This window comes from Geothrix rubra, from assembly GCF_030268065.1.
GTDB lineage: Bacteria > Acidobacteriota > Holophagae > Holophagales > Holophagaceae > Geothrix > Geothrix rubra.
In genome coordinates, this window is sequence record NZ_BSDD01000001.1 from 11,772 (window position 1) to 29,992 (window position 18,221).

Here is an 18,221-nt window from a genome sequence, read left to right on the forward strand (position 1 = left end):
TCAGTCCTTCCGCCAGACGAAGCGGTTGACGTAGTCGACGTAGCTGTGGATGGCCCGGACGACGGTCTCGGAGACCTGGGGGGCCTCGTAGTCCTTGACGATCCGCGTCCGCCGCCCGGACCGGAGCCGCGCGCCGTGCAGCACCTGGATGGCCTGGTCCACGCGGTCGATCTCCATCCCGGTGAGGATCACGGCCCCCTCCTCCATGCCTTCGGGCCGCTCATGGGCCTCCCGGATGTTCAGGGCGGGGAAGTCCAGGATGGACGACTCTTCGGTGATGGTGCCGCTGTCGGAGAGGACCACGTGGGCCTGCTGCTGGAGCTTCACGTAGTCGAAGTAGCCGAAGGGCTTCACGAGGTCCACCCGGGGCTCCAGGGTGAAGCCGCCGGCCTCGAGCCGTTTCCGCGTGCGGGGGTGGGTGGACACGACGACGCGCTTCCCGTGGCCGGCCGCGAGGTGGTTCAGCAGGGCCACGAACTTGGGCAGGTTGACGTCCGAATCCACGTTCTCCTCCCGGTGGCAGCTGACGAGGAAGTAGTCCCCGGCGGCCAGGCGCAACCGCCCGAGGATGTCCGAGGCCGCGATGCCTTCCCGGTAGTCCTGGAGCACCTCGTACATGGGACTGCCGGTCTTGATGATCCGGTCCGTGGGAAGGCCCTCGCGCAGGAGGTTCTCACGGGCGTGTCCGCTGTAGGGCAGGTTGATGTCCGCCAGGTGGTCCACCACCTTGCGGTTCGATTCCTCGGGCACGCGCTGGTCGAAGCACCGGTTGCCCGCCTCCATGTGGAAGATGGGGATCTTGCGACGCTTGGCGGGGATCACCGAGAGGCAGCTGTTGGTGTCCCCGAGCACGAGCAGGGCCTCCGGCTGCCGGTCCGCCAGCACCGGGTCCACCCGGATGATGATGTTGCCGAGGGTCTCGGCCAGGGTGCCGCCCGCGGCCTCGAGGAAGTGGTCGGGCCGGCGGATCCCGAGGTCCTTGAAGAAGACCTCGTTCAGCTCGTAGTCGTAGTTCTGGCCGGTGTGCACGAGGATGTGCTCGGTGGTCTCCTCGAGCCGGGCGATGACCCGTGAGAGCCGGATGATCTCCGGGCGGGTCCCCACCACCGTGAGCACGCGCAGCTTGTTCATCTGGCCAGCTCCGGCTTGATGCCCCGCTCGGCGAGGGACTCCCGGACGCAGTCGAGGGTGAGCAGCAGCTCCTTCACCTCGGGCACCGACAGGCGGCGGGCGTTGTGGGAGTGGTACTCCTCCATCTGGGAGAGCTCCGGGTTCCCGACGGAGAAGTACTTGGAGTAGTTGAGGTCCCGGGAATCGGCGGGGACCCGGAAGTAGTCCCCCATGTCCTCGGCGCGCACCCGCTCCTCCCTGGAGAGCAGGCTCTCGTAGCGCTTCTCGCCATGCCGGGTGCCGATGACCTGGATCTCGTTGTCCACCTGGAGCAGTTCCCGGATGGCCTGGGCCAGGTCGTGGATGGTGGAGGCGGGGGCCTTCCTCACGAAGGTGTCGCCGTTCTGGCCATGGGTGAAGGCGAACTCCACCAACTCGACGGCCGTATCCAGGTGCATGAGGAAGCGGGTCATCTCGGGATCCGTCACCGTGAGCGGTTTTCCGGCCCGGATCTGGTCGAGGAAGAGCGGGATCACGGACCCCCGCGAGGCCATGACGTTCCCGTAGCGCGTCACGCAGATCACGGAGCCATCGGGATCCAGGTTGCGGGACTCGGCGAGGGCCACCTTCTCCATCATCGCCTTGGAGATGCCCATGGCGTTGATGGGGTAGACCGCCTTGTCCGTGCTGAGGCAGACCACGCGCTTCACGCGCTGCTGGATGGCCGCCTGGAGCAGGTTGGACGTCCCGAGGACATTGGTCCGGACGGCCTCGAACGGGTAGAACTCGCAGGAGGGCACCTGCTTGAGGGCGGCGGCGTGGAAGACGTAGTCGACCCCCCTCAGGGCGGTGGACACGCTGCGGGGATCGCGGACATCCCCGATGTAGTACTTGATCCGGTCGTCCTTGTACAGGTGGCGCATGTCGTCCTGCTTCTTCTCGTCGCGGCTGAAGATCCGGATCTCCCCGATGCCGCTTCCAAGGTATTTCCGCAGCACGACGTTCCCGAAGGATCCCGTGCCGCCCGTGATCAGGAGCGTGGCGTTCTTCAGATCAAGGTGGCTGGACAAGGTGCCTCCAGATCGGGACGTTTCGGTGGGATGTGCCTGGAGATGATTCCGTACGCCCTGCTGGAAGTAAAATGCGTTTCCAGCTGCCGGCGGCCGGCCGCGCCCATGCGGGCACGCAGCTGCGGATCCGCGGCCAGCCGGTCCAGGTGGCGCTGGAACGACGCCAGGTCGCCGCTGTGGCACCAGAGGCCGGCCTGGGCCTGGTCCAGCATGTCCCCGAAGTCCGTGGCGGGATCCAGCGCGGCCAGGACCGGCATCCGGATCTCGAAGTAGGAGAGGACACGCGAGGGGAAGTTGGGGATGGTGAACCGCGGATCGAGGCAGATCAGCCCGATGTCGCACTCCCGGGCCAGGGCCTCGTAGTCCGGCCGCGGCAGGGGGGCGACCAGGGTGACACGGTCCAGCCGCCGCTCCGCCAGGGCCTCCGCGAGCCGCCTGCGCTCGGTGCCCCTGCCCACCACGAGGAAATGCAGGTCGGCGCGGTGGCGGTTGGCCTCGAACACGTCGAGCAGGAAGTCCAGTCCCTGGGGGATGCCGAGGTTCCCCCCGTAGAGGGCGACGACGGCCTCCTTCGGGATGCCGTACCGCTCGCGGAGGGGGCCCGGCGGGAGGAGGCCCACATCCGGGCCGGGCCGCCGGGTGTTGGGCAGGACCTCCACCCGCTCCGCGGGGATCTCCGGGTTGTGCCGGCGCAGGTACGCCACGTTGGCCGGGGACATGCAGCCGATGGTGTCGGAGGCCGCGTAGAGCCGGCGTTCCTGGCGCCGGAAGTAGGCGAGCAGCAGGGGGTTCCGGATGAGCCCGAGATCCCGGGCATTCTGGGGGAAGATGTCCTTGAGCATGAGGTAGGTCTTCGCCCAGGGCTGACGGCGCTTCAGACCCCTGACGACCCGGGACAGGGTGACGGGCGGGGCCACGTACAGCACCAGGTCGTAGCGGCGTTCGGGAAGGTGCCTGGCCATCGCGCGGCGCAGCAGCCAGGGCAGGACGACGAGGCTGAGCCCCTTCTCGTACAGGCTGACATCGTAGATGTTCCCCGTGCGCACCCTGAGCACCTGGAAGGGCCCCTCCCGGGTGAGCCGCGTCGGCCGGCCGTGCTTCCGTTCGTCGATGGCGACGACATCCACCTGGTGTCCCTGGCGGCAGAACTCCTCCATGAGCTGCATGATGTCGGAGGGCGCTGGGGGCTGGGCGGGCAGGGGGAACCCCAGGGCGAGGTAGAGCACGTTCATGGCCGGCCGCCCGGACACGGAGACGGGCGGGGGATCCGGCCGGAAGGGGGAGGCGGGGGCAGGGCCAGGGTCATGCGGAGGGCCTGTAGCGGTTGACCACGACGCTGAACTTGCCGGAAGCGAGCTGGGGGATCTGCTCGACGTGCCGCACGGTCACCGCGGCCTCGGCCCCCAGGAAGCCCCTGACCGTCTCCAAGAACGGGTCGTCCGTCGCACCGGGCTCGGCGCCGTTCAGGACGAGCGTGTACTGGCCCCGGGCCTCCTGGATGAGCTGGAACTGCTTCAACCCGGTGAAGGGCCAGAAGGCATTGCACACGACGACGGGTGAGAGGCGGCGGTCCTCCGTGTCATAGAGGAAGTCCATCTGGCGGCCCTCGACCTCGCGCAGCGTCTCCGTCTTCCACCCGCAGGCCGCGGCGGGCTGCCGGACCACCACGTCCCCCGTGTCGTACCGGATCATCGGCATCGCCCGGTTGAACAGGTCCGTGACCACGATCCGGGCCCGGTCGCCCGGACGGGCGGAATGGTCCCCGTCCAGGCTGAGGTACTCGAAGACGTAGCTCGCGGTGTTCAGGTGGTATTCGTCCCGGTCGGGGCACTGCTGCGCCAGGACCCCGTTCTCCTGGTTGGAGTACCGCGCGACCACGGTGCATCCGAACCGGGCGCGCAACGCCTCGCGGAGCTGCTGCGGCAGCCGCTCCGAGATGCTGATGATCGTGCGGAGGTGGAAGGCGTCCGGTCCGTCCCCCCGCTGTTCCAGGTACCGGGCCAGGGGGCCCAGGGTGGAGGGGTACCCCAGCATGCACCGGATGCCCGTGTCGCGCCGGAGGAGGGACCGCAGCGACTCCAGGCGCACCTCGTCGAGGAGGGAGATGTCGAACATGATGGCGTTCTCGCGCAGGGCCACGTGCCAGGGTTTCCGGTTGAGGTGATTCCAGACCCGCGTGAAGACATACCGGTCTCCGACCTGGTAGCCCGCCCTCCGTCCGAAGCAGATCATCTCCGCGAGCGCGCGGCGACGCTTGTCCGGATCCTGGAGCACGGCGAAGGGCGTGCCCGTGGATCCGCTCGTGTGCATGACCTGCAGGCGGGCCTCCCGGAAGACGTCCGAACGGAAGGCCTCGTCGTGCGCCTTGATGATCCGCTTGTCGATCACCGGGAAATCCTGGAGGGAGCTGAATCCCCGGCAGGCGGCGTAGAAGGGGGCGTGTTCCACGGCGAAGTGCAGGATCGCCTCCAGGCGGTCCGTGGAGGAGGCTCCCGCGGCCAGGCGCGCCTCGATGTCCTCGCAGTGCCTGCCGATGGGCGAGCCCTGGAGGTGGTCGGCCATCGAGAAGCCCCACTGCCTGATCCGTGCTGCGAGCATCGAGCCATTTCCTTCGGGGAAGGATCCACCGGGCGGTCGAACTTGTTAAGATGGTGGCTAGTATGAACGGGAAAATCCCGCCAAGCTAGCTGAACAAAGGCCGGATTGTTATGGCCCACCCGGCCGAACCCGGGAGAAAGGTCATGGAATCGTTGATGCGGGCTCTGGGGCCATGAACCGGTCGGCGCCGTTCCTCCTTGCCCTGGGGCTTCTGGCGGGTCGGGCCGGCTCGACCGGCGAGCCGCCGCGGATCCTCTATGTCTCTCCGGCCGGCCGGGATGCCTGGTCGGGCCGGATCCCGGCCCCGAACCGGGATCGCACGGACGGCCCCTTCGCCTCCCTCGCCCGCGCCCGGGATGTCATCCGGCAGATCAAGGCGGAAGAATCCCAGCCGGGACCGATCACCGTCCAGATCCGCGGGGGGCAGTACTACCTGGACCGGCCGATCCAGTTCGGTCCCGAGGATTCCGGCACCGCGGCCGGGCCGGTCTCCTACGTGGCCTATCCAGGCGAGACCCCGGAGCTCATCGGGGGGCGCCGGCTGACGGAATACCGGACACCGGCCCCGGGCAGCCCGGTCGTCTTCCACCTGCCCGACAGCGGCGGCGGGCCCTGGCAGTTCCGTTCCCTCTTCGTCGACGGCCGGCGGGAGGTGCGGGCCCGGTACCCCAACGTCGATCCCGCCGACCCCTTCCGGAAGGGGTTCCTCTATGCCGCGGCCGGTCCCGATCGGGTCGCCTTCGGCGTCACCGTGAGCGGCATCCACAACGCCGGCGACTGGCTGGAGTACCGGGTGACCCTCCCCGTGGACGGAAGCTACGTCCTCTGGCTGCATTACGGGGCCCGGAACGAGCCCTACGGCCTCGCCTCGATGGACGGCCGGTGCGCGATCCAGGTGGATGCCCGCGGGCCCGTCCCCCTGGGCGACCTGGCGGACACGGGCGGCTGGAGCCCCGTGCGGTGGTCCCGGGCGGCCACGCTGCGGTTGACCGCCGGGGAGCACCTGCTGCGCTGGCAGAACCAGAAGGGGGGCGGTCTCGCCCTCGATGCCCTGGCCCTCTGCGACGAGCCGGCCTGGTCCCCCGGGGACACGGCGCTCCCCCCACCGGACCGGGGAGGGCATCTCGTCCTCCGGTCCGCCAAGGATTTCGTCCGTTCCCACGGGCGGCAGATCACGGTGAGCGGCGCGGGGGCGGGGCCCAGGGACGCCATCTGGTGCGGCCCCGGTGAGGTCCATCCGGCCTGGCTCTCCACCCCCGGGGCGGAGGTGCACATCTTCCAGTCCGGCGACTGCCGGGCCTACTCGGAGATCCTCTCCATCGAGGGTTACGACCCCAAGGAGCGGAGGCTCCTGCTTGGAGGCCCGGAGGCCCGGTCCGCCTTGAATCCAGGCGACCGGTACTACGTCGAGAACGTGCGGGAGGAGCTGGACGCCCCCGGAGAGTGGTACCTGGACTCCGGGGCGGGGACCCTCGCCTACCTGCCCAGGCCCGGCTTCGGGCCGCGGAGCGAGGTCATCGTCCCGCAGACGAACCGCCTCCTCCAGCTGGAGGGGTGGCCCTCGGCGGGTGCCCCGGTTCGGTACCTGCGGTTCGCGGGCCTGACCTTCCGGGACACGGACTGGGCCCGGGGCGGGGCGAGCGCGGGCTATGGCGTGGGTGACGACGGCGCCGTCTACCTCCGGGACGCCGAGGCCTGCGTGGTGGAGGACTGCCGGTTCCTCGACCTTGGCGCCTACGCCGTCTGCGTGACCCGGGGGCGTGGCAACACCATCCGGTCCTGCGAGGTGGCCCACGCGGGCGGCGGGGGCGTGCTGATCCTCGGCAGCAGCGGGAACCGGGTGACCGACAACCACATCCACGACCTCGGCGAGGCCTACCAGCACGTGGGCGGGATCGTCCTCGCCGGCGGGGGCGCGTCCGGCAACACCCTCGCCCACAACGCGATCCACGATTCCCCCCGGTACGGCATCTCCCTGAAGGAGCCCGGCGGACACAACCTCGTCGAGTTCAATCGCATCCAGAACACCGGCCTGGCGACTTCCGATTCGGGGGGCATCGAGGTGACCCAGCACGACCGCGCCTTCCGGAGCGGAACCATCATCCGGGACAACCTCGTGGCCGACACCGTCGGCTATTCCTCCACCTCCGGCACGCCCACCTACCTGTCCTGGGGCATCTACCTGGATTCCTTCGCCAGCGGGTACGAGGTGGAGGGGAACGTGGTCTGCCGGTCCTGGAACGGCGGGATCATGCTTCAGGGCGGGCGGGACAACCGCGTCGAGGGCAACCTCTTCATGGACGGCCAGGTCTCCCAGGGGACCCTGGCCAATTTCAACCAGCAGTCTGCGGGCCTTCAGGTGATGGGGAACGTCATCGCCTACTCGTCCCCCGGGGCGGTGGCCTTCGACACGGGAACCCTGGGGCCTGGGGTGGTCCGGATCGACCGGAACCTCTACTTCCCTCCGCGGGGCGCCCTCCCCACCTTCGGCGCGGCGGGGGCCACGACGTGGGCCGAATGGCGCCGGCAGGGCCGCGATCTGGGCTCCGCCGTGGCCGATCCCCGCTTCCGGCACCCGGGGGCCGAGGAGGGCGCCCTCCTGCCCGGCTCTCCGGCGTTCCGCCTCGGGTTCAAGCCCATCCCGCTGGAGCAGGTGGGGCCCAGGACCCGACGCTGCACCTGCCGGATCCGGCCCGCCGGGCGGGTGTTCTGGGGGACTGAGAAAAAGACGCGCGATTGACGTTCCCATGCGTGAGGGATCCAATTGAAAACACTGACCCGGATCCGGTCGACAGCTTATGATCACCGCATCCGTTCCAGTTCCGACCCAAGGCCCAGGGGCCCCTTCCGGCTTGACCTCGTGGCTTCTACCCGTTCCAGCAAGGAGATCCAGATGGGGAAAGTCGTCGTGACGGGTTCGCAGGGCTTCATCGGCCGCAACCTGATCGCCACCCTGTCCACCCTTCCGGACCTTGAAGTCCTGACATTCGATGTCGAAGATCCGGTCGATTCCCTGCCGGGTCTGCTGGCCCAGGCCGAGTTCGTGTTCCACCTCGCCGGGATCAACCGGCCGCAGGATCCCGGGGAATTCACGCGGGGCAATGTCGGGCTCACGCAGCAGATTGTGGAGCTCCTGCGTTCGACGGGCCGTCCCGTCCCGCTGCTGATCAGCTCCTCCACCCAGGCGGACCTCGCCAATCCCTACGGCGCGAGCAAGAAGCAGGCGGAGGAGCTTGTCCGGGCCTACGGGCGGGAGACGGGGGCGCCGGTGTTCGTCTTCCGCCTCCCCAACGTCTTCGGCAAGTGGTCCCGCCCCAACTACAACTCCGTGGTCGCCACCTTCTGCCACAACACGGCCCGCGGGCTCCCCCTGGAGGTTCATGACCCGGACCGCGAGGTGCACCTGGTGCACGTCGACGATGTCGTCGCCCAGTTCATCGCCGCCTACCGCGGGACCCCCCACCGGGGACCCGATGGCGAGCCGGCCGTGCCCCGGACCTTCACCCTCACGCTCGGGGACCTGGCGGCCCGGATCGGCCGGTTCCCCCAGACCCGGCTGACGCGGGAGGTCCCCGACGTGGGGGACGACCTGACGCGCCGGCTCTATTCGATGTACCTGAGCTACCTCCCCACGGACCAGTTCGCCTACGCGCTGGAGGCGAAGCACGACCCGCGGGGCTGGCTCGCCGAGATCCTGAGGGGGCCCGGCCTGGGCCAGCTCTTCGTGTCCGTGACCCGGCCCGGCATCGCCCGCGGCCACCACTGGCACCACACCAAGGTGGAGAAGTTCCTGGTGGTGAGCGGCGAGGCGGTGGTCCGGTTCCGGCCGCTCTCCGGGGCCGAGGTGATCGAGTATCCGGTGTCGGGCGGAGAGCCCCGCGTGGTGGACATTCCGCCCGGGTACACCCACAGCATCACGAACACCGGCACCGGGGACCTGATCACGCTCTTCTGGGCCAGCGAGCCCTTCGATCCCGGGAGGCCGGACACCCATGCCCTCCCTGTCTGACTGCCCCGGATCCCGACCGTCTGGCGGGATACCGCCCCAGGAAACACCGTGACCCTCAGCGCCCTCCTGTCCCGCCCCCGGGCGAGGCTCAAGCAGAACCGGCAGATCCTCGGTTCGGTGGCCGCGCTCGTCGGAGGGAACATGAGCGCCTCGGTCCTCGGGGCCGTCGGGGGTCTGCTGGTGGCCCGGTTCCTGGGGCCCGAGGTGACGGGGCGTTTCAGGATCTACACCATCCCGCTCACCTACATCACGTTCCTCCATCTGGGGACCTTCGACGGGCTGTGGCGGCAGATCCCCTTCTTCACGGCGAGGCAGATGCCCGAGAAGGCGGAATCCCTCGCCTCGGCCGCCGGGGCCTGGAATGTCCTGGTCTCAGGCCTGGTATCGGCAGCCTTCCTGTCCCTCGCCCTGGCGGCCCTGGTCCGGGGGGACACCTTCGGCGTGGCGGGCTGGCTTTCCCAGGTGATCTGCTGCTGGGCCGTGTTCTTCGGCGGGTATCTCAGCGCCACCTACCGGACCATCCACCAGTTCGTGGCCCTGGCCAAGATCCAGTTCACCCAGGCGCTCCTCAACTTCAGCCTGGTGTTCCTGGTGCCCTTCCTGGGGTTCTTCGGACTGTGCATCCGGGCCGCCGTGCCGTCCTTTGTCGGCGTCTGGCTCTTCCACGCGAAACGGCCTCTGAAGATCCCCCTCCGGTTCGACCGGAAGGCCCTCGGTGAGGTGGTCCGGGTCGGGCTGCCCTTCAGCCTTTGGGGCAGCCTGTACACCTCCGTCTGGGCCGCCACGGAGAGCGCGCTGATGCTGGCCCTGGGTGGCGTGAAGGGGCTGGGCCTCTTCGCGGTGGCCTCGGTCATCCGCGAGGGCATGAACGTCCTGCCCCAGTCCGTCTACCACGTCATGACCCCGCGAGTGGTGGAGGCCTACGCCCGCGAGGGCAGTGTGCGCAAGGCCAACGCTCGGTCGCTGCTGGTCACTGCGGGCATGGTCGGCATGATGGTGGTCCTGGTGATCATCTGCTCCTACCTGCTGGGGCTCCTGGTCCCCCTGGCGATTCCCAAGTACGTGGAGGGCATCCCCCTCATGCGGGCCTCGCTCTGGTTCTCCGTCCTGCAGGCCGCCGCCCTGCCGTTCAACACCCTCTTCGCCACCGGCCGGTCCTGGCTCTACGGGCGGGGCGTGATCGTCGGGATCATCGTGTTCCCCCTCAGCGCCTACCTGCTCGCGCCCGCCCTGGGCGGGATGCTGGCGGTGGTGTTCGGCTCCCTCTGCGGACGGACGGCCCGGACCCTGGTGGCCTACGCTGAACTCGCTGTCCTGAACCATCGAGAGGTGCCATGAACCAGCTGGACGAGGTGCTCGATCCGCCCCGCGCCCCGGAGGGCCTGTTCTCCGGGGTGATGCTTCCCGTCTTCCTGGGGATGGGCATCAATCTGGCTTCACTCGCCATCGGCGCCCCCTACCAGATGGCGGTGGTCGGCCTGGCGGCCGCCGTGATCGCCACCTTCGCGTGGTCGGAGCGGCCCCTGGCGTGGGTGCTCTTTGTCGCCGTCCTCGCGGCCAATCCGGCCAATCCCACGACGCCGATCGCCCTGAACCTCTACTCCGCCCTCCTGTTCTTCATGCTCGCGAGGAGCGAGGCCTGGAGGGGCGTGCCCCGGCTGGTCCAGTTCGCCCTCGGGTTCGTCCTGCTGTCCATGGCGGTGAGCATCCTGGTCTCCTACTCGGCCCACCGGACGGTTCCCACCATCTCCAGCACGGACGTCGATCTGCCCCGGGTCTATTCCACCACCTGGACCGGCGGCGTCAGCGCGGACATCTTCCCGACCCAGCTCATCGCCATCCTCAACTACCTGCTCGGTCCGTTCCTGCTCATTCCGCTCATCTTCACGCGACTCCGGCGGGACCTGGATCCCGAGCTGCTGGTGAAGGGGCTGGTGTTCGGCCTGCTCCTGCCGACCATCCTGCTGTTCCTGCTCGCCCGGATCGCCGGTCGGCCCACCATTGACGCCAATGTCCAGAGCCAGGATCTCCTGAATGTCTCCACCTTCCGGCTCGGGAAGCTCGACATCCAGATGATCCGCACGCAGTCCGGCATCATCCTGGCCTCCCTCGTCTGCGGGTCCTTCGCCATCGCCATCTCCCCGATCGCCCGGTGGACGCGGATCGCCGCGACCGGCTGCCTCGCCGCCTCGGTCTACCTCATGCTCATCACGGGCAGCGTCGGGAGTTCCCTCGCGTCCCTGGCCGGGATGATCCTGATCCTCGTCATGGGGAAACGCAGGTTCTCCATCCGGCGGTACTTCCTGCTGCTGCTCCTGGGGACGGGCCTCGCCTTCACGGCCTGGTCGGTGATGCCCGCGGCCATCCAGCAGTACGCGGTGAGCCGGTACGAGGTCCGCATGGGTGCGTCGGGCTCGGCGGTGGGCGACCGGGCGTGGCGCTGGAAGAAGGCCTTCAACTACCTGACGGACCACCCCGCCGGCGTCGGCTGGTCCATCTACATCGAGCCCCTGGGCACCTACCCCCACAACGACTACCTCACCTACGCCATTGCGTACGGGGTGCTCTGCGGGCTCATCTACCTGCTGTACCCCTCCGGGCTCCTCTTCAGCTTCGTCTTCCTCAACTCGAAGGTGGCGGACCCCTCTCGGTTCGCCCTGGCCCTCGCCGGAGCGGGGGTCACCACCGTGCTGCTCATCAATTCCATGTCCGACCACATGACCGCCAACCGGTGGTACTTCAACGTGATCTGGTCCCTGATCTGGTACGCCTTCGCGGCCAGCAGGACCCCCAGGACCCACCCGGTGCCCTGAGGGCACCCTCGATCGGGAGGTGCGCGATGCCAATGACGGACCTGGCCATCGTCGTCGTGGGGTACGATCGCCCGCACTCCCTGTCGAGGCTGCTGGACTCCCTGGACCGGGTGGCCTTCGACGGCGAGCGGGTCCCTCTCATCATCAGCCTCGACCGGTCGGGGAACGAGGCGGTCACCCGGGTGGCCGAGGCCTTCACCTGGAACCACGGCGAGAAGACGGTCCGGACCTTCCCCCAGCGGCTCGGGCTGAAGCGGCACCTCCTGACCTGCGGCGATCTGACCGACGACTTCGAGCATCTCATCGTCCTGGAGGACGACCTCTACGCCTCGCCGAACCTCCACCGTTTCGCGGTGCAGGCCATCGATCGGTACCGGGACGACGACCGTGTCGCCGGCATCGCCCTGTACACGCACCTCTGGAACGTGGCCTGCCATCGCCCCTTCCTGCCCCTGGACGACCCCTTCGACACCTTCTTCATGCAATACGCCTGCTCCTGGGGCCAGATCTGGTCGCGGGAGAAATGGCGCCGGTTCATGGCGTGGCATCGTGAGCGCGGCGAGGGCTTCCAGCCGGACCCAGGGGTCCCCGCCTACGTGGCGCAGTGGTCCGACCAGTCCTGGCTGAAGCACCACATCCGCTACTGCATCGAGACCCGCCGGTTCTTCGTCTATCCCAGGGTGGGCCTGACCACGAACTTCAGCGACAGGGGCCAGCACAACCTCGGCCGGGAGAACGGCTACCAGATCCCCCTGCAGGAACCCTACGCCAAGGCCTACCGGTTCCCCACGCTCGATGAATCCCGGGCTGTCTACGACGCCTACTTCGAGTCCCTGGCCCTGGGCGGGGCCCTCGGGATCGATCCGGCCGACCTCTGCGTGGACCTCTACGGCCTCAAGGGGAACCGGGCGAACCGGCGGTTCTGGCTGACCCTGGCACCCGCGGCCTTCGAGGTGCTGAAGTCCTTCGACCTCGCCCTCCGCCCCCAGGAGGCGAACATCCTCCACGAGGTGCCCGGGGAGGCCATCCGGCTGTACGACACCACCCGGAAGACGGACGCCATCCGCCCCTTCCCGGGGAATCTCCAGGACGCCCTGGTGAAGTACGATGTCCGCAACCTCTCGTACAAGGACCTCCTGCGGTACTCCCTCCGCTTCCTGCTGGGGCGGCTGAAAGTCAAGGCGACGGGGAAGGGGTGATCCAGATGCTGGGCAGCCTGAAACAGCTCGTGAAATGGTGGAAATTCGCCCTCCGCGGGCGGTCGCGGGGCATCCGGATCGGTCGGGGCTGCGAGATCGGCTTCCGGAGCGAACTCGAGGGGGGCAATCGCATCCTGGACGACACGACCTTCAGCGGCCGGCTGGGCTACGGCTCCTACCTCGGGGAGCGGTGCCGGATCAGCGGCTCCATCGGACGGTTCTGCTCCATCAGCGCGGAAGTCGCCACCATCCCCGGAAGGCATCCCACCACGGGCTTCGTGTCCACCCATCCGGCCTTCTACTCCCTCAAGGGCCAGGCCGGCTTCACCTATGCGAAGGCCCAGCTGTTCGAGGAGTACGCCTACGCCGATGCGGAGAAGGGCTATGGCGTGGTCATCGGCCACGACGTGCTCATCAGCCACGGCGTGCGGATCCTCGAGGGCATGACCGTCGGCGACGGGGCCATCCTGGCGGCGGGCTCGCTGGTGCGGAGCGATGTCGAACCGTACGCCATCTATGCCGGCGTCCCGGCCAGGAAGATCGGCCAGCGGTTCGACGACGACACCATCCGCGAGCTGCTGGAGCTCCGGTGGTGGGATCGCGACCTCCCCTGGATCGAGGCCCATGCGCCGCTGTTCACCGACATCCAGGCCTTCCTGGCGGCCTGCCGGAAGGAGGCGCCATGACGGGGGGGCGGCGGCTGCTGGTCTTCCCCTGCGCGCCCGGGAAGGGCGACGGCTACAGCATCGCCGTGTCCGCGGACGTGGCCCGCCTCGCCCCGGGCCCCGAGGACGTGGTCCTCCATCGGGTGCCCCGTCCCTCCGCACCGCAGGGCCAGGTCCGGACCCTCGGGACGCCCACCCGGGCGGAACAGGTCTGGAACCTCCTCCGGGGGCGGCCTTCCTCCGAGCTCTCCGAAGGGGCCTTCCGGCGGTGCCTCGAAGGCCTGCCGCAGGCCTTCGAGGAGGTCTTCTCGGGCGAGATCTTCTTCTACCGCGCCCTGCGGCACCTGTTCCCGGAGGCCCGGATCCAGGTCCGCACGCACAACCTCTTCAGCCTGGTCCGGTGCCGGCAGATGCTGGCGCATCTCCCCACCAACGCTCGGCACACCCTGAACATGCACCAGTATTCGAAGCTGGAGATGGAGATCCTGGCCGATCGCAACGTCACGATGATCTTCATCACGGAGGAGGAGCTGGCGTTCGCACGGCTCCTGTCCCCGGGCCTCCGCGGCGAATGCTGGCCGGTGGTCGATCCCCGCCTCGCCGTATCCGGCAGCCTGCATCCCCCGACGGTGCCGAGGCTGGTGCACTTCGGCAGCTCGGCGGCGGCCCATACGGCCATCGGCCTCGAGATCCTCTGCCGGAGGGTGATCCCCCGCCTCCGGATGCGGATGCCCGAGGTCGAGTGCCACCTCTTCGGGCACGGCTCGGAGCGGTTCCACGATCCCGCCCGGGGCGTCATCGGGCACGGGCGCTACCCGGGCGAGGGACTGCCCTTCGGCGGCGACGCCCTGTTCTGCATCCCGGACATCCACGGCATGGGCATCAAGCTCAAGGTCGCGGATCTGCTGCGGGCCGGGGTCCCCTTCGTCTCCACCCCCCTGGGGCTCTCGGGCTACCACCTGGCCCCGGATCCGCACATCCTGGTCCGGGAGCTGGACGACTGGCCGGAAGGCATCCACGCCTACTTCCAGAGCCACGGGCTGTCGGGGCCCTCCTGACCCGTCCGGGCCAGGTTCAGCCCCGCCGGAGGGTGACCTGGACGATCTCCGGTCGGCACCGGAACCGGAAGGGGAGGCCCGTGCAGCCCAGCCCCCGGGTGACGAAGAGGCTGTCCCCGTCCTTGCGGTAGAGGCCGTACACGTAGGGGGTCCGCTCCAGGGCGGCATTGTAGAAGGGGCTGAGGTTCACCTGGCCGCCGTGGGTGTGGGCCGCGAGGGTCAGCTCCGCGCCTTCCTGCCGGAACAGGGGCCACTGCTCCGGGCTGTGGCAGAGGCCGATCCGGAAGCCCTGCGGCCAGGGCCGTCCTTTCCAATGCGGCGGGACGGTCATCCTGTCCTCCGCGGGATAGCGCGTCCCGATCAGCACAAGCCGCTGGCCCTGCCGTTCGATCACCAGGTCCTGGTCGAGGAGCATCACCCAGCCGTGGCGGCGCAGGCGCTCGGCCACCTCGTCGGTCTGGGAGTACTCGTCGTGGTTGCCGAAGATGCCCACCTTTCCATCCTCCGGATGGAGGAATTGGAAGGCGACGCCCGTGCGCTCGGCCTCCTCCGGTGTGTGGGTCACGAAGTCGCCGGCCCCCACCAGCAGGTCCCCCGGCACCTGTCCGACGGCCCGGGCCCAGCGCCCCACGGTCCGCGTGCCCGCATAGGGACCGGCGTGGATGTCCCCGAAGAGCACGATCCGGTAGCCGTCGAAGGCGGGAGGCAGGTCGGGGAAGGCCAGCGCCACCCGGGTGACGACCGGGGGGCCGTAGGCCTCGCCGAGCCCCCAGCCGTAGCCGCCGAGGAGGAACCCGAGCCCGAGGATGCGTACCCAGGCCCGCCAGGGCAGCAGGCGGGCCAGGACCTCGATGCCGATGACCGGGCCGAGGATCAGGTGGATGGTCAGCCAGGTGGCCGCAGGGGAGAGGGCCCAGACGCCGGAGACGCTCAGGCTCCGGTCATCGCGGGCGTACCAGACCATCCACACCGCATCCAGGACGAGGCAGATCAGGACCGCCGCCCGCTTCCACCGGCGCGGCACGAGGGTCCAGCCCAGGGCCTGGACCGCGAGGCCCAGGAGGATGAGGATGAGGTGGCTCGTCCTCATGCCCCCACCAGGTGGGGCCGGGTTCGACAGGAGGGATGGCGCGTCACAGGTGGGGTCCTCGCCGGAGCAGGGGCTCGTGAGGGCCCATCATGCCACAGGCACCGGGCCGCACGGGGCAGGGGAAAGTCCCCGTCCCGTGCGGCCCGGCCCAGGCGGGACGTCCCGCTAGACGGCGGCGAGGATCGCCACCAGCAGCTTCCAGAAGGCGCCGACGGAGGGGATGCTCACGTTCTCGTCGGGCGTGTGGACGTCCCACATGTTCGGCCCGATGGAGACCATCTCCATCTCCGGATACTTCTCGCCGATGAGGCCGCACTCCAGGCCGGCGTGGATGGCCTTGATGGCCATGGGCTTGCCGAAGGTCTTCTCGTGGACGCCGTTGACCAGCTTCACCAGGGAGGCCTTGGGCTCCGGCTTCCAGCCGGGGTAGCCGTCGCCGCGGGTGGTCTCGAAGCCCGCCAGGCGGGAGAGGGCCTCGACGCGGTCGGCGACGACGAACTTGGAGGCCTCCACGGAGGAGCGGTGGCTGAGGCAGATCTCCACCTCGGCGCCCCGGGTGGCGATCATGGCCAGGTTCGTGGACGTCTGGACGAGGTCAGGGATGTCCGGGCTCATGGCCACCACGCCGTGCACCATGCTGAAGAGGTAGTCGACGACGGCCTGGGTGTCCCCGGGGGCGAAGGCCAGCTCAGGGGCCTCGGCGGCGGGTTCGAACTCGAAGTGCAGGCCCGGATCGAAGGCGCCCAGCTCGTCCTGGGCGATCTTCTGCTCCTTCGCCAGGGACGCCTTGAGGGCGCCCTCCTTCGCGGGATCCAGGAACACGGTGGCGGAGGCCTCGCGGGGGATGGCGTTCCGCTTGTTGCCGCCGTGGAACTCCCCCACCTGCAGGCCGAACGCGGGCACAAGACGGAACAGGATCTGCCCCAGGATGCGCAGGGCGTTGCCCCGGCCCTGGTGGATCTCCACGCCGGAGTGGCCGCCCTTGAGTCCCAGCACCTTGAGTCGGTAGGGGCGGGCGCCCGCGGCCACCGGCACCTGCTTCATCTTCCGGGTGGCCACCGTGTCCAGGCCGCCGGCGCAGCCGATGGTGAGATCGCCCTCCTCCTCGCTGTCGAGGTTCAGGAAGTACTTCCCCTTGAGAAGGCCGGGCTGGAGGTTGCCGGCACCGGTCAGGCCGGTCTCCTCGTCGATGGTGATGAGGAATTCGAGGGGCCCGTGCGGGATGTCCTTGGCGGCCATGACCGCCATGGCCGAGGCCACGCCGATGCCGTTGTCGGCGCCGAGGGTGGTGCCCTTCGCCCGGAGCAGGTCGCCGTCCCGCCACACCTGGATGGGATCCTTCGTGAAGTCGTGCTTCGTCGCCTCGTTCTTCTCGCAGACCATGTCCACGTGGGCCTGGAGCACGGTGATGGGGGCCTTCTCGCGGCCGGGGGTGGCGGGCTTGCGGACGATGACGTTGCCGATGGCGTCCTGCTGGGCCTCGAGGCCCATGGCCCTGGCCTGGTCCAGCACCCACTTGGCAGCGGCCTGCTCGTTCTTGGACCCCCGTGGGATCTTCGACAGCTCCAGGAAGTAGGACCAGAGGGTCTTCGGTTCGAGGGATTCGAGCAGCGCGTCCACAGTGCCTCCTGGCGTGCCCCGTCCACGGAGACACGCCCTTCCACTCTATAACGGGCCCCCTGGATCTCCCTGGCCCCGTGATCGGGGTCACGCTACCGCACCAGGAATTCCTTCCAGACGAAGAGCACCACCTCCACCAGGATGAGGACGATGATGATCCACTCCAGCCGCTGGTCCTTCCGATGGGCCATCACATCCAGCACGGTGGCGCCAGCGTCCTGGAGGTAGGCCACCTTCTGGTTCACGGCGGCGATGCGCTCCTCCAGGTCGAACTGGTCGAAGAGGGCGCCATCGAGGTGGGCCAGGGCCTCGCTCTCCCAGGTCTCCGGAGGGTCGTCGAAGAGCGTGAGGGTGTCCAGCACCGCGGCCCGGACGGCCATGGCGAAGCCCACGGTGCGCAGCAGCTCCCGCTGCCCCGACGCCAGCCGGCCCTCCGCGCGCAGGGCCTCCACCACGGGCTGGAAGCGGTCCAGGGCCCGGCTCACCTCGGCCTCCACGGAATCCAGGGCCACGCTCTGGGCCAGGGCCAGGGAGACGATCTTGAGCTTGTCGAGGGTGAGCTCCCGCAGCCAGACCTCGGAGAAGGTCACGCGGTCCGTCTCGGCCCCCAGGTGCACCCGGAGGTCGTCCCGGGCGGCCTCCACCCGGGCGCCGGTGCCCGGCAGGGCCGCCAGGTCGAGCAGCACCGCCTCCACCACCGCGGGCGAGGCGTTCCAGAACACCACGGCCCCGAAGCGGGAGAAGTACACCCAGGTGCCGGCCTCGGGCTCCAGCACCAGGGGATTGGTGGAGAGGACGCGGTAGTGGGGATGGCGGGCGCAGAAGGCCCGGAAGTCGATCTGGCCCTGGACGTTCTCGGCCCGGAGCAGCAGCGGACCGGCGGCGCCCTCCAGGGGCAGGGCGGCGTTCCGGGGGACCAGGGAGGCGTCCATGCCCTCCAAGTGTAGGCTCCCCCTACCTCCGGGGCGGGAGGCCGGGCATGATGGGGA

Annotated in this window: 14 protein-coding genes; 7 read left to right on the forward strand and 7 right to left on the reverse strand. The window is 69.2% G+C overall.

The window, feature by feature from the left end:
• From wecB to QSJ33_RS00060, 4 genes are all read right to left on the reverse strand, one after another.
• Positions 1-1,131 (reverse strand): non-hydrolyzing UDP-N-acetylglucosamine 2-epimerase, encoded by a 1,131-nt coding sequence (gene wecB, locus QSJ33_RS00045; protein WP_285721929.1) that lies wholly within the window; start codon positions 1,129-1,131, stop codon positions 1-3.
• Positions 1,128-2,180, reverse strand: coding sequence for a polysaccharide biosynthesis protein (locus QSJ33_RS00050; RefSeq protein WP_285721931.1), 1,053 nt, complete (start codon positions 2,178-2,180; stop codon positions 1,128-1,130). The genes wecB and QSJ33_RS00050 overlap by 4 nt, the downstream gene beginning before the upstream one ends.
• Positions 2,159-3,412 (reverse strand): glycosyltransferase family 4 protein, encoded by a 1,254-nt coding sequence (locus QSJ33_RS00055; RefSeq protein ID WP_285721933.1) that lies wholly within the window; start codon positions 3,410-3,412, stop codon positions 2,159-2,161. Before QSJ33_RS00055 ends, QSJ33_RS00050 begins: the two co-directional genes overlap by 22 nt.
• Positions 3,413-3,482: 70 nt before the next feature.
• On the reverse strand, positions 3,483-4,742 hold the full coding sequence (locus QSJ33_RS00060) for a phenylacetate--CoA ligase family protein (RefSeq protein ID WP_285721935.1): 1,260 nt from the start codon (positions 4,740-4,742) through the stop codon (positions 3,483-3,485).
• Positions 4,743-4,950: 208 nt separating this feature from the next.
• Here QSJ33_RS00060 and QSJ33_RS00065 point away from each other — a divergent pair, with 208 nt between their 5' ends.
• From QSJ33_RS00065 to QSJ33_RS00095, 7 genes are all read left to right on the forward strand, one after another.
• On the forward strand, positions 4,951-7,518 hold the full coding sequence (locus QSJ33_RS00065; protein ID WP_285721937.1) for a right-handed parallel beta-helix repeat-containing protein: 2,568 nt from the start codon (positions 4,951-4,953) through the stop codon (positions 7,516-7,518).
• Between the two features lie 153 nt (positions 7,519-7,671).
• Positions 7,672-8,787, forward strand: a complete 1,116-nt coding sequence (locus QSJ33_RS00070) for a polysaccharide biosynthesis C-terminal domain-containing protein (RefSeq protein WP_285721939.1) — start codon at positions 7,672-7,674, stop codon at positions 8,785-8,787.
• Between the two features lie 48 nt (positions 8,788-8,835).
• Positions 8,836-10,125 carry a lipopolysaccharide biosynthesis protein gene (locus QSJ33_RS00075; protein WP_285721941.1) on the forward strand — a complete coding sequence of 430 codons (1,290 nt, stop codon included), beginning with the start codon at positions 8,836-8,838 and terminating at the stop codon, positions 10,123-10,125.
• Positions 10,122-11,600 (forward strand): O-antigen ligase family protein, encoded by a 1,479-nt coding sequence (locus QSJ33_RS00080; RefSeq protein WP_285721943.1) that lies wholly within the window; start codon positions 10,122-10,124, stop codon positions 11,598-11,600. The genes QSJ33_RS00075 and QSJ33_RS00080 overlap by 4 nt, the downstream gene beginning before the upstream one ends.
• 26 nt (positions 11,601-11,626) lie before the next feature.
• The gene (locus QSJ33_RS00085) at positions 11,627-12,799 is read left to right on the forward strand and encodes a glycosyltransferase family protein (protein ID WP_285721945.1); all 1,173 of its coding nucleotides are present in this window, start codon (positions 11,627-11,629) and stop codon (positions 12,797-12,799) included.
• Entirely contained in the window at positions 12,796-13,485 is a 690-nt protein-coding gene (locus QSJ33_RS00090; RefSeq protein WP_309564085.1) for a CatB-related O-acetyltransferase, read from the forward strand. The genes QSJ33_RS00085 and QSJ33_RS00090 overlap by 4 nt, the downstream gene beginning before the upstream one ends.
• On the forward strand, positions 13,482-14,522 hold the full coding sequence (locus QSJ33_RS00095; protein WP_285721947.1) for a hypothetical protein: 1,041 nt from the start codon (positions 13,482-13,484) through the stop codon (positions 14,520-14,522). Before QSJ33_RS00090 ends, QSJ33_RS00095 begins: the two co-directional genes overlap by 4 nt.
• 16 nt (positions 14,523-14,538) lie before the next feature.
• Here QSJ33_RS00095 and QSJ33_RS00100 read toward each other — a convergent pair whose 3' ends face one another.
• The 3 genes from QSJ33_RS00100 to QSJ33_RS00110 form a co-directional block, all read right to left on the reverse strand.
• Positions 14,539-15,612, reverse strand: coding sequence for a metallophosphoesterase (locus tag QSJ33_RS00100; RefSeq protein WP_285721949.1), 1,074 nt, complete (start codon positions 15,610-15,612; stop codon positions 14,539-14,541).
• Positions 15,613-15,777: 165 nt separating this feature from the next.
• The gene (locus QSJ33_RS00105) at positions 15,778-17,232 is read right to left on the reverse strand and encodes an aminoacyl-histidine dipeptidase (RefSeq protein ID WP_285721951.1); all 1,455 of its coding nucleotides are present in this window, start codon (positions 17,230-17,232) and stop codon (positions 15,778-15,780) included.
• A gap of 92 nt (positions 17,233-17,324) precedes the next feature.
• A complete protein-coding gene (locus tag QSJ33_RS00110) occupies positions 17,325-18,164 on the reverse strand; it encodes an RMD1 family protein (protein ID WP_285721953.1) in 840 nt (279 codons plus the stop codon).
• Positions 18,165-18,221: the final 57 nt, after the last annotated feature.

Excerpts from the sequence above, each read along its gene's own strand:
- wecB (WP_285721929.1), bottom strand. The coding sequence starts at position 1,131 with ATGAACAAGCTGCGCGTGCTCACGGTGGTGGGGACCCGCCCGGAGATC.
- QSJ33_RS00055 (WP_285721933.1), bottom strand. The coding sequence starts at position 3,412 with ATGAACGTGCTCTACCTCGCCCTGGGGTTCCCCCTGCCCGCCCAGCCC.
- QSJ33_RS00065 (WP_285721937.1), top strand. The coding sequence starts at position 4,951 with ATGAACCGGTCGGCGCCGTTCCTCCTTGCCCTGGGGCTTCTGGCGGGT.
- QSJ33_RS00080 (WP_285721943.1), top strand. The coding sequence starts at position 10,122 with ATGAACCAGCTGGACGAGGTGCTCGATCCGCCCCGCGCCCCGGAGGGC.
- QSJ33_RS00095 (WP_285721947.1), top strand. The coding sequence starts at position 13,482 with ATGACGGGGGGGCGGCGGCTGCTGGTCTTCCCCTGCGCGCCCGGGAAG.
- QSJ33_RS00085 (WP_285721945.1), top strand. The coding sequence starts at position 11,627 with ATGCCAATGACGGACCTGGCCATCGTCGTCGTGGGGTACGATCGCCCG.
- QSJ33_RS00060 (WP_285721935.1), bottom strand. The coding sequence starts at position 4,742 with ATGGCCGACCACCTCCAGGGCTCGCCCATCGGCAGGCACTGCGAGGAC.
- QSJ33_RS00070 (WP_285721939.1), top strand. The coding sequence starts at position 7,672 with ATGGGGAAAGTCGTCGTGACGGGTTCGCAGGGCTTCATCGGCCGCAAC.
- QSJ33_RS00110 (WP_285721953.1), bottom strand. The coding sequence starts at position 18,164 with ATGGACGCCTCCCTGGTCCCCCGGAACGCCGCCCTGCCCCTGGAGGGC.
- QSJ33_RS00100 (WP_285721949.1), bottom strand. The coding sequence starts at position 15,612 with ATGAGGACGAGCCACCTCATCCTCATCCTCCTGGGCCTCGCGGTCCAG.